At 37.2% G+C, this 19,257-nt stretch carries 15 protein-coding genes; 11 read left to right on the top strand and 4 right to left on the bottom strand.

What is annotated here, in order from left to right:
- Positions 1 to 97 precede the first annotated feature (97 nt).
- Positions 98 to 883 carry a hypothetical protein gene (locus WG904_RS08155; protein ID WP_339578814.1) on the top strand — a complete coding sequence of 262 codons (786 nt, stop codon included), beginning with the start codon at positions 98 to 100 and terminating at the stop codon, positions 881 to 883.
- 5 nt (positions 884 to 888) lie between these two features.
- Here WG904_RS08155 and WG904_RS08150 read toward each other — a convergent pair whose 3' ends face one another.
- Complete coding sequence (locus WG904_RS08150; RefSeq protein WP_339578813.1) at positions 889 to 1,521, bottom strand: DUF4159 domain-containing protein; 633 nt, start codon at positions 1,519 to 1,521, stop codon at positions 889 to 891.
- Between the two features lie 151 nt (positions 1,522 to 1,672).
- Between WG904_RS08150 and WG904_RS08145 the strand changes: the two genes are divergently transcribed.
- From WG904_RS08145 to WG904_RS08110, 8 genes are all read left to right on the top strand, one after another.
- Positions 1,673 to 2,671: an AAA family ATPase gene (locus WG904_RS08145; RefSeq protein WP_339578812.1), complete on the top strand. Its 999-nt coding sequence runs from the start codon at positions 1,673 to 1,675 to the stop codon at positions 2,669 to 2,671.
- Entirely contained in the window at positions 2,671 to 3,558 is an 888-nt protein-coding gene (locus WG904_RS08140) for a DUF58 domain-containing protein (RefSeq protein ID WP_339578811.1), read from the top strand. The genes WG904_RS08145 and WG904_RS08140 overlap by 1 nt, the downstream gene beginning before the upstream one ends.
- The gene (locus tag WG904_RS08135; RefSeq protein WP_339578810.1) at positions 3,559 to 4,920 is read left to right on the top strand and encodes a BatA domain-containing protein; all 1,362 of its coding nucleotides are present in this window, start codon (positions 3,559 to 3,561) and stop codon (positions 4,918 to 4,920) included. It begins immediately after the preceding gene.
- Positions 4,907 to 6,976 carry a hypothetical protein gene (locus WG904_RS08130; RefSeq protein WP_339578809.1) on the top strand — a complete coding sequence of 690 codons (2,070 nt, stop codon included), beginning with the start codon at positions 4,907 to 4,909 and terminating at the stop codon, positions 6,974 to 6,976. Before WG904_RS08135 ends, WG904_RS08130 begins: the two co-directional genes overlap by 14 nt.
- Positions 6,966 to 8,519, top strand: coding sequence for a hypothetical protein (locus tag WG904_RS08125; protein WP_339578808.1), 1,554 nt, complete (start codon positions 6,966 to 6,968; stop codon positions 8,517 to 8,519). The genes WG904_RS08130 and WG904_RS08125 overlap by 11 nt, the downstream gene beginning before the upstream one ends.
- 202 nt (positions 8,520 to 8,721) lie before the next feature.
- Positions 8,722 to 10,356, top strand: a complete 1,635-nt coding sequence (locus WG904_RS08120; protein WP_339578807.1) for a TldD/PmbA family protein — start codon at positions 8,722 to 8,724, stop codon at positions 10,354 to 10,356.
- A gap of 2 nt (positions 10,357 to 10,358) precedes the next feature.
- A complete protein-coding gene (locus WG904_RS08115; protein ID WP_339578806.1) occupies positions 10,359 to 11,675 on the top strand; it encodes a TldD/PmbA family protein in 1,317 nt (438 codons plus the stop codon).
- 105 nt (positions 11,676 to 11,780) lie between these two features.
- On the top strand, positions 11,781 to 13,421 hold the full coding sequence (locus WG904_RS08110; RefSeq protein WP_339578805.1) for a TldD/PmbA family protein: 1,641 nt from the start codon (positions 11,781 to 11,783) through the stop codon (positions 13,419 to 13,421).
- A 54-nt stretch (positions 13,422 to 13,475) separates the two neighbouring features.
- On the opposite strand, the gene WG904_RS08105 is transcribed toward WG904_RS08110, so the two are convergent.
- On the bottom strand, positions 13,476 to 13,919 hold the full coding sequence (locus WG904_RS08105) for an SRPBCC domain-containing protein (protein WP_339578804.1): 444 nt from the start codon (positions 13,917 to 13,919) through the stop codon (positions 13,476 to 13,478).
- Position 13,920: 1 nt separating this feature from the next.
- Positions 13,921 to 14,334 carry a VOC family protein gene (locus tag WG904_RS08100; RefSeq protein WP_339578803.1) on the bottom strand — a complete coding sequence of 138 codons (414 nt, stop codon included), beginning with the start codon at positions 14,332 to 14,334 and terminating at the stop codon, positions 13,921 to 13,923.
- A gap of 179 nt (positions 14,335 to 14,513) precedes the next feature.
- Between WG904_RS08100 and WG904_RS08095 the strand changes: the two genes are divergently transcribed.
- Positions 14,514 to 17,384: a S8 family serine peptidase gene (locus WG904_RS08095; RefSeq protein ID WP_339578802.1), complete on the top strand. Its 2,871-nt coding sequence runs from the start codon at positions 14,514 to 14,516 to the stop codon at positions 17,382 to 17,384.
- Between the two features lie 12 nt (positions 17,385 to 17,396).
- On the opposite strand, the gene WG904_RS08090 is transcribed toward WG904_RS08095, so the two are convergent.
- A complete protein-coding gene (locus WG904_RS08090; RefSeq protein ID WP_339578801.1) occupies positions 17,397 to 17,972 on the bottom strand; it encodes a thymidine kinase in 576 nt (191 codons plus the stop codon).
- A 200-nt stretch (positions 17,973 to 18,172) separates the two neighbouring features.
- On the opposite strand from WG904_RS08090, the gene WG904_RS08085 reads away from it, so the two are divergent.
- Positions 18,173 to 19,255, top strand: a complete 1,083-nt coding sequence (locus WG904_RS08085; RefSeq protein ID WP_339578800.1) for a DUF8457 domain-containing protein — start codon at positions 18,173 to 18,175, stop codon at positions 19,253 to 19,255.
- Positions 19,256 to 19,257: the final 2 nt, after the last annotated feature.

Here is a 19,257-nt window from a genome sequence, read left to right as displayed (position 1 = left end):
TAATATTTTTGCCAAGCGGTACAATATCCGTTTCAATTTTTTGATTAGTTTGGATTTTGATTTATGTTTAAGCAGTTGAATTAATTCTGAACTCCCTATGTTTAGCCTTAAACCCCTTAAACCAATTCTATACTTCCTGTGCCGATTATTGGTTAGCCTTTTGGCAGCCCACTTTATTGTTGTACAAAGTGCAACAGAAACCATAACTGTGCTGTTTACTAAAGGATATTACTACTATTCTGTTTGCTGTAGTTTAGTGATCGCTTTAATCCTGGTAGAATTTGTATACTTTGTTACAAAAAAATTAAATCAACAACACAAAAATGAAGCGCTAACGAACGAAAGAATTACAGAACAGTTTGTTAGTGGTTTTTTAACAACATCATTAATAGCCTTTTTATTAGCAATGCTTTTATATTGGATAAATGGAGAGAATATTTTTAACTCAAGTTATTTCACGAAGCTCTATGCCCTTATTTTATTGTTTATCTTCAGCGTTAATATGGCATATCTTTTATTTTATTATAAAAATGCAATAAAGTCTAGGTACTATTTGTTTAATGCTAATTCGTTAGATATACCCAATGAGAATTCTACTTTACCCGCAATTATTTTTTATGAAGATAAGGCTTGTTTTGCGATAGACTTTAAAGGAATAAAAACAGTATGGCCAATTAACATCGAGCAATCCAGAAAAAAACTAAACGAAAATACATATTTTCAAATCAACCGTCAAACCATTATACACCGAGCAATAATTCGCTCAATTAAGCCTTTTAATTTAAGGCATATTAAAATTGAATCTTTAGTTACTTGTCCAATCGAATTAATCACGAGTAGAAGAATGACCGTGCTTTTTAAAGCATGGGTTTCGAAGAAATAGCAAACTCAACTCGCATTAATCCCCATCGCATATAAAATAATATTCACCCCAAATTTGGTATTATCCTCTGCCAAAAAACGTTTATTCTTATAATCATAATCCCACTCACAACCATAGTCTTTATTGCTGTACAGCACCCCAATGCGATTGTTAAAGCTAATGGCCTTTAAATAATCGTGTATTAAATCATCACCCCAACCATTAAGCTCAAAAGAAGTAGGCGGAGGGCCCTTTTCAAACTTAAAAAATGAACTATAAATAGCATGAGTATTCGGAATTTTCTTTAAGGCTTGTGCACCAAATAAACTGCTCATCTGCGCTTCAAAAGATTTGGCAAAAAGGCCATCAATATCGTGGTTACAGTCGTCTACAAAAACAAATCCACCATTTTGTACATAGGTTTTAAAATTTGTTGCTTCTTGTTTGTTAAACTGTACCAATTTATGCCCACTTAAATAGCAAAATGGGTAATTAAACAACTCCTTACTATTTAGCTCCACAATTTTTTCTTCTTCGTTTAATGGAATGGTGGTGTACTCTAACAACGAGTTTAGAAGATTTGAAGGCATACGCTGATCCGTATCCCAATCTCCAGAATTATATTTTAATCTCGCAAAAGTAAACTTGGCGCCCCGCATTGTCCTAAAATAGTGTCAATTTTTAAGAATCAAGATTTTTAGGCTATAACTCGTGTAAATTTTTTGATATTGTTTTACCGAAACATGAAAAATAATGCCAATATGACCTATATTGAGACACCTTACTTCATTATCATTAAAAATAATTGTTTTGGATACTACAGAAAGCCAAGTAAAATCGTTAATCGAAAAAATATCTTTATTAAAAAGTGAAATCCAGAAAGTAATTGTTGGCCAAGACCTCATTATAGAAGAAATGTTAATTGCTTTAATGGCTGGTGGACATTGTTTACTGGAGGGTGTACCTGGTTTGGCCAAAACATTAATGGTACGCACCTTGTCGCAAGCATTAAACCTATCGTTTAGGCGCATCCAATTTACACCCGATTTAATGCCTACAGATATTGTAGGTACTGAAATCTTGGAAGAAGACCACGCTACAGGTAAACGATTTTTCAAGTTTAATAAAGGTCCACTTTTTGCAAATATTGTGCTTGCCGATGAGGTAAATCGGACCCCTCCAAAAACACAATCGGCTCTTTTAGAAGCCATGCAAGAATTTGAGGTTACTTATGGTGGACAAACTTACCCGCTTGATCGACCATTTTTTATTTTGGCTACCCAAAATCCGATAGAGCAAGCAGGTACTTATCCTCTTCCAGAAGCCCAATTAGACCGTTTTTTATTGTACATTAAAATAGGCTATCCGACAGCACTAGAAGAAGCACAAATTTTAAGTAGTACAACAGGTTCGAAAAAAGCTGTTATCCAACCAATTATTGGAGCCGATGAAATAAAACAATTACAATCGCTAACTCGCGAAGTGAGCATTAGTGATGATTTAATTACTTATGTAAGTGAGTTTATCCGTGCCACCCGGCCCGATACTTCTAACGTGAGTTTTGTGAAAGAATGGGTACGTTGGGGTGCAGGACCACGAGCAGGACAGGCTTTAATCTTAACTGCAAAGGCCAGGGCACTTTTTCAAGGGAGGTATGCTGTAATGATTGAAGATTTACAAATCATGGCTTATCCGGTACTTCGTCATCGTATATTGATGAACTTTAAGGCAGAGGCTGAAAATGTATCTTCAGATCAGGTAACATCTGAATTAGTGAAAGCCATTGCTCGCCCAAAAACCAATATTTAATGAGTAAACTGCTCGACCCAAAAATAGTAATGGCCATAAAAGACCTCAATCTATCGGCGAAGACAACGATCGATGGGTTTATGAATGGTATTAATAAAAGTACGATAAAGGGGCAGGGCTTAGAGTTTAGTCAATATAGAAGCTACCAACCTGGTGATGATTTGCGGTCCCTAGATTGGAAAATGTTTGCCAGATCTGATCGCTATTACATCAGAGAATCGGAAGTAGAAACAAATATTGCAGTGCGTTTTTTGGTCGACGCAAGTGCATCGATGAATCATAATGACGGCGATTTCACAAAAATGGACTATGCTCGGTATCTTACAGCTTCCCTAGCTTATTTAGCTAATTTACAGGGCGATGCCATTGGTCTTTATATCTTTAAGCATGCAGAATTATTTTCAATGGTGGCTAAACAAGATTATCAACATTTAGCAAGATTGTTTTTTAACCTCGAGCAAATACAGCCCGAAGGAAAATTTACTAAACCCATTCATTATAAAGAAATTTTTGCAGGTACGCAAAAGCGCGAACTTTTAGTTTTCATTACCGACCTTTATGAGGCAGATGATGAAATATTTACTTTATTAGACACATTGAATAGCTTAAGGCACGAGATTATTGTTTTTCATGTGCTAGCAAGAAATGAATTGGACCTTGATTTTAAAGGATATTCAACGTTCGAAGATCTAGAAACAGGTAAATCTATACAAATTGATCAGTCAAAAACAAGAAAGGAGTATAAACATAAGATTTCCCAATATCTGGAAGAAACTCGGATCAAAATGTTGGATAGACGCATCTATTATAGAGCGATAACTACCGACGAGCCCTTGGATCAAGCCCTAAGCAGTTTTTTAAGGCAACGAAATAAATTAAGAATTTAAGTGCAGCTTTTATATCCCATCGGTTTGTTAGCATTCACAGGATTAATTATTCCTGTACTTGTACATCTATGGAGTATAAAACCAGGTAAAACACTTAAAATAGGAAGCATCGCTTTTTTGGGTGAGAACTCGACTTCAAGTTCGAACAGTTTTAAAATTACCGACTTGCTGTTGTTTGTTTTGCGCTGCCTAATCTTAATACTTATAGCTTTCATGCTGGCGCAACCTTATTTTAAAAAAACGACCCCATCTACGAAAAATAAGGGCTGGATTTTAATGGATCAAAATCAACTCGTCGAAATTTATAAGGGCCATAAAAACACCATCGATTCGCTAATAAGGATAGGCTTCGAACTGCACAATTTTAATTTTGGCTTTGCAAAATTTACGCTTAATGATAGCATTAGCGGAATTAAATTTTCTTCAGAATTAAAATATAATACGTTGTTAAATCAACTAAATAGAGATTTACCGCATGGTTATGCAGCCTATGTGTTTGCTGATCGCCGGTTAACTAATTTTGATGGAAATTTGCCTCAACTCCATTTTAAATTGGTTTGGAAAGAAGTAATTAATCGTGATACGGTGAAAACTTGGCCATCCACATTTTTGGGTAAGCTTTATCGGGCCAAATCAACACCAGGTTTCACCATTTACAATGCCAAGCAACCTCAAAATCTACCCAAGGTAAAGGTTATGATTTATGACCCAACGGGTATCGACTCAAGATATATTAAAGCAGGCTTAAATGCAATTGCCGATTTCACGAAAAGGAAGATTGAAATTACCAAATTACCTGGCGAAGCAGATGTTGTGTTTTGGCTCTCAGACCAGGCCATAATACTTAAAAAAAGTAAATCAAATGCTCGATTATTTAGCTATCGAAAGGGAAAAGTGCAAAAGGTGAATTCGACACTTCAAATAAAGGGAGATGCTGATCACGCAATAGCGCTTAAAAATAGAATTGTTTTCGACAACTTAAAAGGTACGATAATTTGGGTCGACGGTTATGGCGTACCACTTTTAATTAAGGAGGCTAAGCGCAACCATTTCCATTTTTATAGCCGTTTTAATCCGCAATGGTCAGATTTGGTATGGGACGAGCAATTTGTAAAAGAATTGCTCCCTATAGTGCTGGGTAAGCCAAACGATGTAGATTTTGGTTTCGAAGATAGTAATGCCGACCAAAGAGTAATAGCTAAAACACAATTTTCGGAAGCTAAAAACAGTACACCAAGGCCTTCAATAGAAATACGAACTCAAAAGATAGATGATGTGATGTGGATGTTAGCCTTTTTAGTATTGATTATTGAACGTGTGCTCTCCTTCAGAAATAAAAACATAAATTATGCTAAAAGCTGAAGGTAAAAATTGGATCGAAAGGTTTAGGATAAAGCTAATTTCCCTTTATCTGCTAAAAACATGTTTTTTTAGCCTCGCTGCTGGAATACTATTGATGTCTTTTGCTTCCTTCTTTGCTGTAAATGCATTTTTAATACTATTAGTAGTATCTCTACTGGTTTTTGGATCAATTTTTATTTTTCTTCCCCAATGGAAACTATCAACACTAGAAGTGGCCAACTATTTAAACGCAGAGTTTCCTGAGCTTGAAGAAAGTGCCGCTTTATTTATAAAAGGAGATGATGAATTGTCTCTTTTAGAAAAATTTCAAATCGAGAAAATTGTTAAAATTTTTCCAATTTCAAATCGCCTAAATAAACCCATAAGAAAACTTATACTAAGCTTTTTACTGCTGATCATTTCTTTTGCGGTTAATTTTTACGTTCCGAAAACGATTCAAAACTCGTCAATAACTCATCATCATACACTAGCAGTTAAGGAAAGGATTTCACCAGAAATTACAGATTTCAATCTAAAAGTAATACCACCTAGTTATACTGGAAAAGTAATGCGTTCACAACGTCAGTTTGGCCTAAAGACTGAAGTTGGGGCAAGTGTAATTTGGCATGTTGAAGCGAATGAGACTGTAAAAAAAATTCAGATAATTTTTAACGATAAAGAAATTGTAGACTTAGATAATTCAGGAGACTTTACTAAGATTATTGATCAATCTGGCTTTTATCAGCTGATGCTGGATGGTAAAAGATCTGATTTATATCCTATCGAAGTGATTCCTGATTTACCAATACGCATTAAAATTATTAACCCTAAGCCCCACACCAGCATCGATATTGGCGAAGTACCAAAGGTAAATTTAAGCGTATTGCTTAGTGATGATTATGGGATTAATGAGGCGCATATTTCTACAACACTATCGAGTGGCAAAGGCGAGGGCGTGAGCTTTACGGAGAAAAAATTAACGTTTAACAACGATTTTCGGGGCAAAAAAGGGGTAAAATTAAACAAGCTACTTGATTTAACTGCATTGAATATGAAACCAGGCGATGAGCTCTATTTTTTCATCCATGCAACCGATAATCATAATCAAACGAGCAGATCTGACGTGTACTTGGTTTCTATTGTAGATACTACCGAATTGATGAGTATGGCGGGAATGACAAATGGCGTAGATTTAGTGCCCGAATATTTTAGGAGTCAACGTCAGATTATTATCGATACCGAAAAGCTGCTGAAAGACCAACCAACACTAACCACCGAAGAATTTAAAAACAGGAGTAATGCGTTGGGTATAGATCAAAAGCTATTAAGGCTGCGTTACGGGAAATTTTTAGGTGAAGAATCTGAAACAGGTAGTGGTGGCGACCATGAAGGGCATGATGAACCTGCATATGGAGATGTGAAAGCCCTAATAGACGAGTATGCCCACAAGCACGACATTGCAGAAGATGCTACATTTTTTGAGCCCGAATTAAAAGCGCAGCTTAAGGCAGTTTTAAATGAAATGTGGAGTTCAGAATTGAGATTACGCACATACAAACCACAAGAAGCGCTACCGTTTGAATACAAAGCTTTGCGATTATTAAAAGACTTGCAACAAAAATCGAGAGTTTATGTTGCCAAAACAACGCTTAAGATCGCTAAACTGAAATTAGAAAAACGCTTGAGTGGCGAGTTGGATAAAATAATACAACCCACACAACAGGTAGATTTTAAAAATACCAATAAGACCATTGAAGAATTAAAGATATTATTAGCCCTGCTGGAAGAAGTAAAAGCGGGTAAACTATTTAAGTATGGGGATAAAGAGCTATTGCATTCGGGAGAAAAACACTTAATAATGGCCGCCGCAAATCAGCCAAATTCATATCTTCCAGCATTAAAAAGCCTTCGCAAGTTAAGTACTTCAAATCAACTAGAGCCGAGCGATATAATTGCAGTGCAAAAAGCTATTCAGCGATTAGTGGGAGTGGAAACGTTAAAACCTCAAACTAAAGTGGCCATTCCAGAAACAAATTTATATCGTAGTTATTTTAATCACCTTAAAAATGGACTTTAAATACAGCGTTATTTTAATTTGTTTAGCTTTTGCGATTTTCTTAATCGTTAAGGAAACAAAACGCCAAGATAAATCCCGATTAACCTTACGTCTGTTGGCGAGTGTATTAACGGTAGCCTGTTTTGCCCTATTAATTATCCCTGTTCGCTATAATATAAAAAAGGAAGAACCTCTCAGTGAATTAAACTTTTTTACTGAAAAGCCAAATCCTTTCATCGATTTAAACTACCACTTACAAGCACATCCCGAAATAAAAAAAATAAATATTTATGGGTACGGACTTAGTATAGATGAATTAAAGAAATTAAATGCCTATCAACTTTCCTTTCATCCTTTGGCTATTCCTTCCGGTTTTATATCAGCCAGTTGGCTAAAAAAAATAAAAACAACCGAGCAATTAACTGTTCAAGGTACCTACCAAAATTCTACTAACAACACCGTTAAAATAAAGCTATTTGGTTTAGGTACATCGTTAGATTCGGCTGTCGTAAAAGCAAACACGAAGGTTAATTTCTCTTTTACAAGTAACCCTAAGCAACTGGGCAAAGCGGTTTTTAATCTCATTGCCCTAAATGGTAAAGATACGCTTGTTGTAGAACCTGTTCCGGTCGAGGTTGAGGGTTTAGAGCCCATTAAGGTGTTAATTTTAGCCTCGTTCCCAGATTTCGAATATAAATTTTTGAAGAAATGGCTTTTTGAAAATCAATTCCAAGTAGCCTTTAGGGGTCAAATCAGTAAAGATAAGTACAGTACTGAATTTTTGAATAGGAAAGCTGTAAACCTAAACCAAATTAATCAGTCCTTATTAAAAAATTTTGATGTAGCGATCATAGATGAAGAAGAGATTAATCGTGAATTAATGATAGCCGTAAACAATGGAATGGGTTTACTAGTGCGGGCAAAGGCTATGAAATCTGTTCAAGATCATCAACCATTACTTACCGATACAGCCGGAAAAGTTAGTGTGGATAGTCGTTTAAGCGGGGCGGGAAAAATTATTACCACAAACATTTCATCAACTTATCAGTGGCAGTTGAGTGGAAAAGAAGTGGATTACAGCCAATTCTGGTCATTACTCCTAAAGAAAGCTTTACGTAAGAAAGTAAAACCGTATACCTATGGCATCGAGCCTCAATGGCCCACTATTGATGAGAAAACAAGATTAAGCCTTAGTGTATCATCTACCGAACCCCCAATTGTAATTATAGATAGTGCCAATGTTGCCCCAAGGCAAAATATGGAATTACCTTTTGAGTGGGATGGGTTGTTTTGGCCAAAAGCACAAGGCTGGACCACCTTATCAATCAACAACAAAGTAGAAAATATATTTAACTATCAAAAAACAGATTGGAAAGCGGCTAAAAATTATCTAAAATTAAAAGCGACAGAAAATTTTATATCGAATAGAAGTAATAATGGGTTAAAGAGAACTAAAATCGAATACCTAGTTAATTTGGAATTAAGCAAATGGTGGTTTTTTGTTGGCTTTTTAGCTACAATCTCATTTTTATGGTACGAACAGCGCTTTTTGATGAATAAATAACGAAAATTAAGACTATACCCAACAGAATTCAAAAAGATATGCTCATAATTGCTTCATAACCATTAAAAATATAATCTATTGAAAATGTTATAATTTTTAAATTAGAAATTAACTATCTTACCCTTTGAACCACTAACTGAGCCAAAGCGAGCTCTTGATTACAATTAAAACAATCAATATAAACGAATAAAAACTAAGTATTTTGAAAAGAAAAGACTTTCTCTATTTATCTGGATTAGGTATGGGAGCGCTCGTTTTGCCAGATTTTGGCGCATTTGCAAACCCAATAGACCCTTTAAAAGCCCTTGATAAAATAGATATTAAAATTAAAAAGGAACTCGCAGATGTTGCCTTAAATGCAGCAAAATCTAAAGGTGCAAGTTATACCGATGTTCGTATTGGCCGTTATTTAAATCAATTTGTTGCTACGCGAGATAAACGTGTGCAAGGCGTTGCCAATACTGAATCTTTTGGCGTGGGTATTAGAGTTATTGCCAACGGATGTTGGGGCTTTGCCGCCACCAATATCGTAACTAAAGAGTCGATTGCTAAAACGGCCGAAGAGGCAGTTGCCGTTGCGAAGGCAAATGCCAAGATCCAAGGTGAAGCGGTACAATTGGCGCCTCAAAAAGGTTATGGCGAAGTAAGTTGGAAAACTCCTTTAGAACTTAATGCTTTCGAAGTGCCTATTAAAGAAAAAGTAGATCTTTTGCTTAATGTAAACGATGTTGCGCTTCAAAATGGAGCAAGTTTTATCAATGCGTCATTTGCCGCCATTAACGAACAAAAGTATTTCGCATCAACAGACGGTTCGTATATTGATCAAGATATACATCGTATCTACCCTTCTTTTGGAGTCACTGTAATTGATAGGGCATCGGGTAAATTTAAATCCCAAGGGGCACTAAGTTCGCCAATGGGGATGGGCTATGAATACATGAACGCTAGGGCAGAAGATAAAGTAAGTGGGGTAATTACACGTTATAAGAGTAGGTACGACATATTGGGCGACGTAAAAGAGGCCACTCGTGTGGCTAAAGAAAAAATAACCGCAAAATCTGTTGAACCAGGGAAATACGATTTAGTCTTAGATCCATCACACTTGTGGTTAACTATTCACGAATCAGTAGGCCATCCAACCGAGTTAGATCGTGTATTAGGTTATGAAGCTAATTATGCGGGTACAAGCTTCTTAACTTTAGAGAAATTAAAATCGAAGAATTTTAAATTTGGCAGTGATAAGGTAAATATTATTGCCGACAAAACCCAGATAGGCTCCTTAGGCGCAGTTGGTTATGATGATGAAGGAGTGAAATGCAAAAAATGGGATTTAATTAAGGATGGAATTTTGGTTAATTTCCAAGCCATCAGAGATCAGGCCCCTATGATAGGCTTAACCGAATCACAAGGTTGTTGTTATGCTCAGGGTTGGAATGATGTTCAATTTCAACGCATGCCGAACGTGTCTTTGGCATCTGGAAAAGCAAAATTGAGTGTCGACGATATGATTAAAAATGTAGAAAAAGGAATTTACATTATTGGCGATGGTAGTTATTCTATCGATCAGCAACGTTATAATTTCCAGTTCGGCGGACAACTATTTTACGAAATAAAAAATGGTAAAATTGAAGGGATGCTGAACGATGTAGCCTACCAATCGAATACGCAAGAATTTTGGAATTCGTGTACAGCCATTTGCGATGAAAGTGATTTTCGTTTAGGTGGATCGTTTAACGATGGAAAAGGTCAACCCGGACAAAGCAGTGCAGTTTCTCACGGGAGTTCTACCACACGATTTAATGGAGTTAATGTTATCAATACAGCAAGAAAAATATAATTATGGCCATATTAAGTAAAGAAGAAGCCCAAGCAATATTAAAAAAAGTACTTAGCTACTCGAAAGCCGATGGATGCGAAGTAAGTTTAAACGGATCAAACGGAGGGAACATTCGTTATGCACGCAATGCGGTGTCTACTGCCGGACAAATCAATGTAATGAGCTTATCGGTAAACGCTATTTTTGGGAAAAAAACAGGATCTGCCTCAATCAACGAATTTGATGATGCATCACTCAAGAAAGTGGTTAGCAGGGCAGAAGAGTTAGCGATGCTGGCACCAGAAAACCCTGAAGCGATGCCTTTATTAGGCCCACAGACCTTCCAAGAATCGGCAACTTATAATGCTAATACAGCGGCCATGACCCCCGATACACGAGCAGATATGGTAGGTAAAAGTTTAAGCATAGCCAAAGCTGCTGGGTTAGATGCAGCGGGTTTCTTAGAAAATTCAACTCGGTTTAATTCGGTAATGAATTCTAAGGGTTTATTTGCATATAATAAATCGACCAATGTATCCTTTTCGGTAACGATACGAAATAAAGAGGGAACAGGTTCAGGTTATGTTGAGCAAGACTTTAACGATTTAAGTAAAATGGATGTGCTTGCCTTGAGTAAAATTGCGGCAAATAAAGCTACCGGCTCTGCGGGTGCGAAAGCTATCGAGCCCGGAAAATATACTGTAATTCTTGAACCTTTAGCAGCAAGCGATATTTTGGGGAATATGTTTAGGGGTTTTGATGCCCGGAGCGCAGATGAGGGACGAAGTTTTATGAGTAAAAAAGGTGGAGGAACGCGTTTAGGCGAACAATTATTTTCTGAAAATGTGAATATTTATTCAGATCCAATGAATCCTGAAATTCCTTCGGCAACTTGGAATGGAGACGGAATGGCACTCAAAAGAACACAATGGGTAGAGAAAGGTGTGGTTAAAAATTTATCGTACTCGAGATTTTGGGCTAATAAAAAAGGAGTAGAACCTATGCCAGGGGGGAGAAGCATGGTAATTGAGGGAGGAACACAATCCCTACAAGATTTGATAAAAAGTACAGAAAAGGGAATTTTAGTAACCCGTTTTTGGTATATCCGTTCTGTAGATCCTCAAACTTTATTACTAACTGGACTTACGCGCGACGGTACTTTTTATATTGAAAATGGCGAAATTAAGTTTCCAATCAAAAATTTCAGGTTTAACGAAAGTCCGATTATTATGCTAAATAATGTTGAAGCTTTAGGTAAACCAGTAAGAACGGGAAGCGGGATGATTCCGCCGATGAAAATAAAAGATTTTACATTTTCATCGTTGTCTGATGCGATTTAACCTGCAAGATTGTAAATTACTAGAATCGTCATATCGAGCGAGCGACCTAAGAAGCGACGAGATATGACGAAACACTTTGAGCCGAAATAATTTAAATAAAATAAATTGAGAAGAAGAGATTTTTTATATACCGCAGGTTTAGGTGCCGGAGCAACCCTGTTGCCGAGCTTAAACACCTTTGGAAAGTTAATTTCTGTAGAAGAGGCACTAACACCTATTGATGTAAAACTGAAGAAGCAAATGGCCGACGTGGCTCTAAATGCAGCTAAAGCTAAGGGCGCAACCTACGCCGATGTTCGTATAGGACGGTATTTAAATCAAGTGGTTGCCACTCGTGATGCTCGCGTAGAAAATGTAGCCAATAGCGAGTCGTACGGCATGGGTGTTCGCGTTTTAGCGCATGGCTCTTGGGGTTTTGCAGCTACAAATAATATGGACAACGATAGTATCGCCAAAGCTGCAGAATTAGCGGTGGCCATTGCAAAGGGCAATTCGAAATTGATGAGTGAACCCGTTCAATTGGCTCCACAAAAGGGTTATGGTGAAGTAAGTTGGAAAACACCTCTCGAGGTAAATGCTTTCGAAGTACCTATCCCTCAAAAAGTAGATTTGCTTTTAAATGTAAACAGTGAGGCCTTAAAAGGAGGTGCTAAATTTGTGAGTTCCAATCTGTTTATGGTAAACGAGCAAAAATATTTTGCTTCAACAGATGGTTCGTATATTGATCAAGATATCCATCGGATCTGGCCCAATTTTACCGTTACCAAAACAGATGCTTTGAGTGGGAAATTCGAAACCAGAAATGCGTTAAGTGCACCAATGGGAATGGGCTATGAATATCTTACCCCAAAAGAAAGCGAGAAGATTAAAGGCGGGCCTGTAACACTTTACAAGAAGCGTTACGATATGTTCGAAGACGTTAAAGAAGCAACCGTACATGTGGCCGAAAAATTAAAAGCAAAACCCATTCCTGCAGGTAAATACGATTTGGTGTTAGATCCTTCGCATTTGTTTTTAACTATCCACGAATCGGTTGGTCACCCTACAGAATTAGATCGTGTGTTAGGCTATGAAGCAAATTATGCGGGTACTAGTTTCTTAACCCTAGATAAATGGGAGAGCAAAAAGTTCAACTTTGGTAGTGATCAGGTTAATGTTATAGCCGATAAAATGGAAGTTGGATCATTAGGTGCGGTGGGATATGACGATGAAGGTGTGAAATGTGGTAAATGGGACATCATCAAGAAAGGAATTTTGGTAAATTATCAAACTATTCGCGACCAAGCACATATTTTAGGGCTAAAAGAATCGCAAGGCTGTTGTTATGCCGATAGTTGGGATAGTATTCAATTTCAGCGAATGCCAAATGTATCTTTAGCGCCAGATTCGACAGAATTAACGGCTGCAGATATGGTGAAGGATGTAGAGAAAGGGATTTATATGTTTGGCAGAAATTCTTACTCCATTGATCAACAGCGCTATAATTTTCAATTTAGCGCGCAATTGGCCTACGAAATTAAGGAGGGCAAAATTGTAGGAATGTATAAAGATGCTGCTTACCAATCCAATACACAAGAATTTTGGAACACTTGTGCAAAACGTTGTGGTGGGAATGATTATCGCCTAGGAGGCACATTTTCTGATGGAAAGGGGCAACCAAGTCAGGTAAGTGCAGTATCGCACGGAAGTGCAACTACCCGTTTTAATGGCGTTAAAGTGATAAATACTGGAAGTAGGTTGGGTTAATAATAGACCTCGCAGGTTGGCAACCTGCGAGGTCCGGAACCTGCGAGGTTTAACTTAACTTTCTGCAAGTTCCTTCACGCTTTTCAGCGCCTTCGGCCACATCTGGGCAAACATATCAATCATCGGTTTATTTTTTTCCGATTCGTCCATTTCCATGTATATAAGCAAATCGGTTTTACCATTCGAATCCACTAAGGTGTAATTTTCTTTCGCACCTGCCCAACTCTTTACATTTTCACTGTCATAATCTTCAACACCGTGATCGAACATACCCAAATGTTCAATAGACATAAACTCGTTAGGCACATTATCGGCTATGCGAGAAATCATTCCTTTGCCGCTTCCATCTGAAAACAAAGCTTTACTTCCCTTTTTCCAGTCGGTTTCAGCACGAGAGCCTTCGGCAAAAGCTTTGGTCCATATCGGATAGGTGTTTTTCCCAAAAAGTACGTCCCATACTTTTTCTCTTGGGGCATTAATTTCGATTTTAAAATCCATATTATCCTTTCATTTTGCTAAAATCCATATATAATAAATTCCATCTGTGCCCATCTAAGTCTACAAACCCCCCGCCATACATCCAGCCATCTTTTTCTCCTCCATGTGCATAAATAGTGCCACCGGCAGCTTCAGCTTTTTGAAGCATTTCATCTACTTCTTCTTTGCTTTCCGCATCAATTGAAAATAAAACTTCGGTACCTTTGCTAGTATCCGCAATTTTATTGCCACTAAATTCGGCAATTTGTTCATTGATAAACAACATCATCACCACCTTTTTCTCTCCGATAAAGAACGAGGCCATGGTCTCGGTAAATGGGAAACGTGTATTAGGCGTAAATCCTATTTTGGAAAAGAAATCTACCGATTTCTGAATATTTGCTACGGGTAAATTAAACCAGATTTCTTTTGTCATAATTTTATTTTAAGGTTATTTAAAGGTGGGTATTATTTTTGAAATACGCGCTGGTGAAAGCAGACAAAAAAGAGGGGTATATGCGACAATTGCCCTAAAGAACCGTAGCATAAATAAGAATATGCTTGCATTAAACATTGATTCTCAATATATTCGTGATGTACGCTATAAATTACTGAATGAAGAAACTCTACCCCTTTTTACTTTTCCTCTTTATACTCTTAGCCTTTAAGCAAGAAGACCCAAAATCACTTGCTACAAGAGCTAAATTCGTACTGCCTAAAGGGGTAAATGCTAAAGATTATCTACCTAATACCCTTATCATTAAATTTAAGAAATCGGCCAATAAACAGGTAAATAGCATTGCTTCGAGTGCAAAAATAGCACTTACGGCTAATGGAGTATCGATTATTAGTCTTAATAAATTATTCTCAAACGAAACAAAAACAGTTGGAACACAAGCTTTAGCTCAAGGTTCATTACCCGATTTAAGTGATCTCTACGTTGCAAGATATGAAGGCAATAAAAATATTACTGCCGTAATAAATGCCTTGTTAAAAGACGAACAAATTCTATATGCCGAGCCAAGTTATGTTTATAGAACTTCTTTTGTACCTAATGACGCTAGTTTTTCTTTGCAGACTTATTTTACAAAATTGCAAGTAACTCAAGCCTGGGACGTACTTAAAGATGCGAGTTCAGTAATTATTGGCATCGTAGATTCGGGGTCTGATTTACAACATGAAGATTTAGCAGGTAATATTTATGTAAATGCAGGCGATCCAGTAAATGGCATTGATGACGATAAAGACGGTTATATTGATAATTATTTTGGTTGGGATTTTGTAGGTAATTCAGCGTCGACCATGATTGCCGATAACAATCCAGATGTAACGAGCGATTCGACCGATCATGGTGTTCATGTGAGTGGTATTGCCAGTGCCGTGAGCAATAATGCAAAAGGAGTTGCAAGCATTGCCTTTAATGCAAAGCTGATGATTGTGAAAACTGGTGCAGATAATAATGCCACATCAATCTATAAGGGCTACGAAGGCATTAAATACGCAGCAGATCACGGTGCAAAAATCATCAATTGTTCTTGGGGTGGTCCAGGGGGAGGGCAGTTTGGACAAGAGATGATCGATTATGCAGTAGCCAAAGGGAGTTTGGTTATTGCAGCAGCAGGTAACGAATCTACAGAAGACCCGAGCTATCCGGCAGCGTATAAGGGTGTGTTTTCGGTGGCTTCAGTAAACAATAGTGATATAAAATCGAGTTTTTCGAATTACGGCTACACAGTAGATATTTCGGCGCCGGGTTCGTCCATTTACAATACGTTAAATGCAAATAAATACGGCTCGTTAAGCGGGACTTCGATGGCTACCCCAATGGTTGCAAGTGCTGCAGCATTGGTAAAAGCAAAATATCCCTCTTACAATGGTTTACAGATAGGTGAAGTATTAAGAACTACAGCCGATCCGATTGATAACCTTAACCCAACTTTCGCCAATAAAATTGGAAAAGGTAGGTTAAATGTATTTAATGCGTTAACGCAAACTACGTCATCAGTACGTTACCAACAGATTACGGTAAACGATCAAACGGGGGGTAGCAGAGCCCCTGGAAACGATATTACCCTAAATCTAGATTTAAAGAGCTTTTTAGCGCCGATAAGTGGGCTAACAGTAGGTATTTCGAGCACAAGTCAGTATGTACAAGTACTCGATCCTACTATTTCTGTAGGAAATATGGCAACATTAGAGACTAAAGAAAATATTGGTCCGATAAGGATAAAGATCCTTGGAACTGCACCGCAAAATAACGATGTTACCTTTAAACTTACGTATTCAGGTACAAACGTTGGCGGAAGTTTTACGGATTCGGAGTTCATTTTAGTTACGGTGAATCTCGATTATTTAAACATAACTGTAAACAAAGTGAGTACTACGCTGAGTTCTAATGGTAGGGTAGGTTTTAGCAAAGGTGATGCAGCAGGTGGTTTGGGATTTATTTATAAAGATGAACCTATGCTTTATGAAGCTGCTTTAATGATTGGTAAATCGGCTACCCAGGTATCAAATAATGCTCGAAATGATGGTAATTATAGTGAGGATTTCGGTAAACTAATTAGTGCTTCAAAAGTAGGTGGAACTACTGCTGCGTTCGAAGGGGTAGCTACATTTAGTGATGAGAAAGCCACTAATCCGATAGGATTAAAAGTGAAATCTAGAATGTTGGCCTATGCTAGCGCCCCAGACGATAAATACGTTATTGTAGAGTATGTGATAACCAATACTTCTTCTACTGCTTTGCAGGGAATTTATACGGGTATGTTTACCGATTGGGATTTAGATGAAGCATCTTCTAATGCTACACAATACGATGCTGCAACTAAAACGGCTTATGCCTTTGCGCGAAAAAATGCAGACTATCCATATGCTGGAGTAAAATTATTAACCAATACCGCACCTGCTTTATATTACCCAATGTCGTATCAGTTAACTGGTGATCCATTAGCGGATAATAAATTTACAGTCGCCGAAAAATATCAAGCCCTAAGTTCGGGGATTAAAGCAACAAGCTTGGGTACTTCAGGGAATGGTTACGACATTATGTATAGCATTGGAACTGGTCCTTATAACATTGCTGCAAGTGGTTCAATAACAGTTGCCTATGCTTTTATTAGCGGCGATAATCTAACTGATTTGCTAAATAGCGGGAATGCAGCACTCACAAAATACTCGACTTTACCCAATAATACAACCGATCCTACATCTGGCGAGCTGGGAGGCTTTTTGTTGAAGCAAAATTATCCGAATCCGGCAAAATCATTAACCAATATTCCATTTAACCTTGCCGAAAAATCGCTCACAAAATTAACGGTAACAAACGTAAATGGAAAGGTAATTCAAACCTTGGTAAACGAAATACTAAATGCTGGAAGTTATAGTGTGCCGTTTAATTTAACAAAATTAGATCCTGGGGTATATTTTTATGAATTACGAGCGGGAAGTTATCGGAAGACTCTTAAATTAATGGTGGTGAAATAGTATTATGTAGAACTACCCCAAGGCATTGTAACATGCTCTACATCTTGGCTCATAACTATCTTTTTCCCCCAATAAAATCTTCGCATCGCTAGCAGCTGTACGATAAGAATATACTGCTGGACTACCACATTGCATACAAACTGCATTAACTTTAGTAACATGTTCGGCAATGGCTAATAATGCGGGTATTGGACCAAACGGCTTACCTTGAAAATCCATGTCTAAGCCGGCTATAATTACGCGAATACCTTTTAATGCAAGTTTATTACAAACATCAGGTAGCTCTTCATCAAAAAACTGAGCTTCATCTATACCCACCACTTGAGTATTGGTGCCTAAAAGTAAGATTGATGAGGAATGCCCTACGGGTGTAGATTGTATAGAATTTAAATCGTGCGATACTACAGCCGTTTCATCATAGCGTGTATCAGTTTTGGGTTTAAAAATTTCTACATTTAGCTTTGCAATTTGTGCGCGCTTTAATCTTCTGATTAATTCTTCCGTTTTACCAGAAAACATAGAGCCACAAATCACCTCGATGCTTCCGCAAAATTCTCCTCTTCTAAAGTTTTGCTCACTAAATAACATGCTTCAAACTTAGGGAAAATTAGGATAAACTCCACGCAAGTAACAGATTTTTATCTTACTTTTGAATACGCTATTAACATAAACAAAATATTTTTTCGTTTAATTGCTATGATGAACCCGACATAATCAATATAATCTTTAAAATATTATTGTGATTGTCAAAGGCTCCGTCTAACCATTGATACTAAATAAAGCAACAGATGAACACTGAAGACCTTTTTAAGAAAATTGGATTGATATTGAATGAGCTAAATACCCAATACGAATTTTTAGCGCAAAACCCTCAAAAGCTCAATGAATTGGAACTAGATCTCTTTCATGCAAATGCCGATTTTTTGTCAGATCACGCACAAATCCTTATCAAAGTAAGTAAGCGTACGGAAACACCTCTTGAAATTAAAGTTGCAGCCAATGAGCCTAAAATCGATAATGCAATTGAAGATAGAAGCGACGAGCTTGAAATGAAGTATTATGGGGATTCGTTACAGGAAGAGCAGCAAGAAGAAATTACCTTTACCAAAGAACCCAAAGAAATTTTTAAGCTAGACCAAACGCCTTCGTCATTTGAGTTTATATTGAAGGATTCTGCAGAGAACGGTAGTTTACCTGAAGATAACAAAACTATGGAGAACATACCACAAGAAAATAGAAATCAATATGTTCAAAATGATAACTTCATGGCAGATTATAACAAAATAAAAAACGATGAAAAATTCGAGTTTGAAGAGAAATCTGTTGATGAACTTTTTAATCGTCCATTAAGTCAAGAAGAAGAAAACATACTTGCTCAAAAAAGAAAACTAAATGAAATTAGCATTGAAGCGCCTGTAGAGGATGATGAAATCGGTCCAGAGCCCTTTCTTGTATCGAAAACTGTGGCTGCAGAATTTCCAATCGAAGAAGAAGATTTAACCTTAGAAGAAGCAGTTGAACCCATTATTAATACAGCGCAAGTAGCGGTAGAAGATCCGAGCTACAAGCCAACCTTAAACGATTTACTTGCTGCAAAAAGTGATAAAGGAGTAAACGATAGCAATGGCGCTAATCGCATTAGCGATTTAAAACAGGGCATTAACTTAAACGACAAATTACTTTACACTAAAGACCTTTTTAATGGCTATAATCTTGCCTATGCCGAAGCGATAGATTTAGCCAATAAGTTACCAAATTTTGAATCTGCAGATAATTTCTTCAAGAAAAATTATGCCGTTAAAAATAATTGGGCCGAAAAACAAGCAACGGTTGATAAGTTCTATGCGTTGTTGAATCAAAGGTTTAAGTAGCT

This window comes from Pedobacter anseongensis, assembly GCF_037482965.1.
Taxonomy (GTDB): domain Bacteria; phylum Bacteroidota; class Bacteroidia; order Sphingobacteriales; family Sphingobacteriaceae; genus Pedobacter; species Pedobacter anseongensis.
The sequence above is the reverse complement of the archived record's forward strand: the minus strand, read 5'-3'. Positions and strand labels throughout refer to the sequence as shown.

What these genes read in the sequence shown, in the direction of transcription:
- WG904_RS08155 (WP_339578814.1), top strand. Translation starts at nt 98, where the DNA reads ATGTTTAGCCTTAAACCCCTTAAACCAATTCTATACTTCCTGTGCCGA.
- WG904_RS08150 (WP_339578813.1), bottom strand. Translation starts at nt 1,521, where the DNA reads ATGCGGGGCGCCAAGTTTACTTTTGCGAGATTAAAATATAATTCTGGA.
- WG904_RS08140 (WP_339578811.1), top strand. Translation starts at nt 2,671, where the DNA reads ATGAGTAAACTGCTCGACCCAAAAATAGTAATGGCCATAAAAGACCTC.
- WG904_RS08130 (WP_339578809.1), top strand. Translation starts at nt 4,907, where the DNA reads ATGCTAAAAGCTGAAGGTAAAAATTGGATCGAAAGGTTTAGGATAAAG.
- WG904_RS08125 (WP_339578808.1), top strand. Translation starts at nt 6,966, where the DNA reads ATGGACTTTAAATACAGCGTTATTTTAATTTGTTTAGCTTTTGCGATT.
- WG904_RS08115 (WP_339578806.1), top strand. Translation starts at nt 10,359, where the DNA reads ATGGCCATATTAAGTAAAGAAGAAGCCCAAGCAATATTAAAAAAAGTA.
- WG904_RS08105 (WP_339578804.1), bottom strand. Translation starts at nt 13,919, where the DNA reads ATGGATTTTAAAATCGAAATTAATGCCCCAAGAGAAAAAGTATGGGAC.
- WG904_RS08100 (WP_339578803.1), bottom strand. Translation starts at nt 14,334, where the DNA reads ATGACAAAAGAAATCTGGTTTAATTTACCCGTAGCAAATATTCAGAAA.
- WG904_RS08095 (WP_339578802.1), top strand. Translation starts at nt 14,514, where the DNA reads ATGAAGAAACTCTACCCCTTTTTACTTTTCCTCTTTATACTCTTAGCC.
- WG904_RS08090 (WP_339578801.1), bottom strand. Translation starts at nt 17,972, where the DNA reads ATGTTATTTAGTGAGCAAAACTTTAGAAGAGGAGAATTTTGCGGAAGC.
- WG904_RS08085 (WP_339578800.1), top strand. Translation starts at nt 18,173, where the DNA reads ATGAACACTGAAGACCTTTTTAAGAAAATTGGATTGATATTGAATGAG.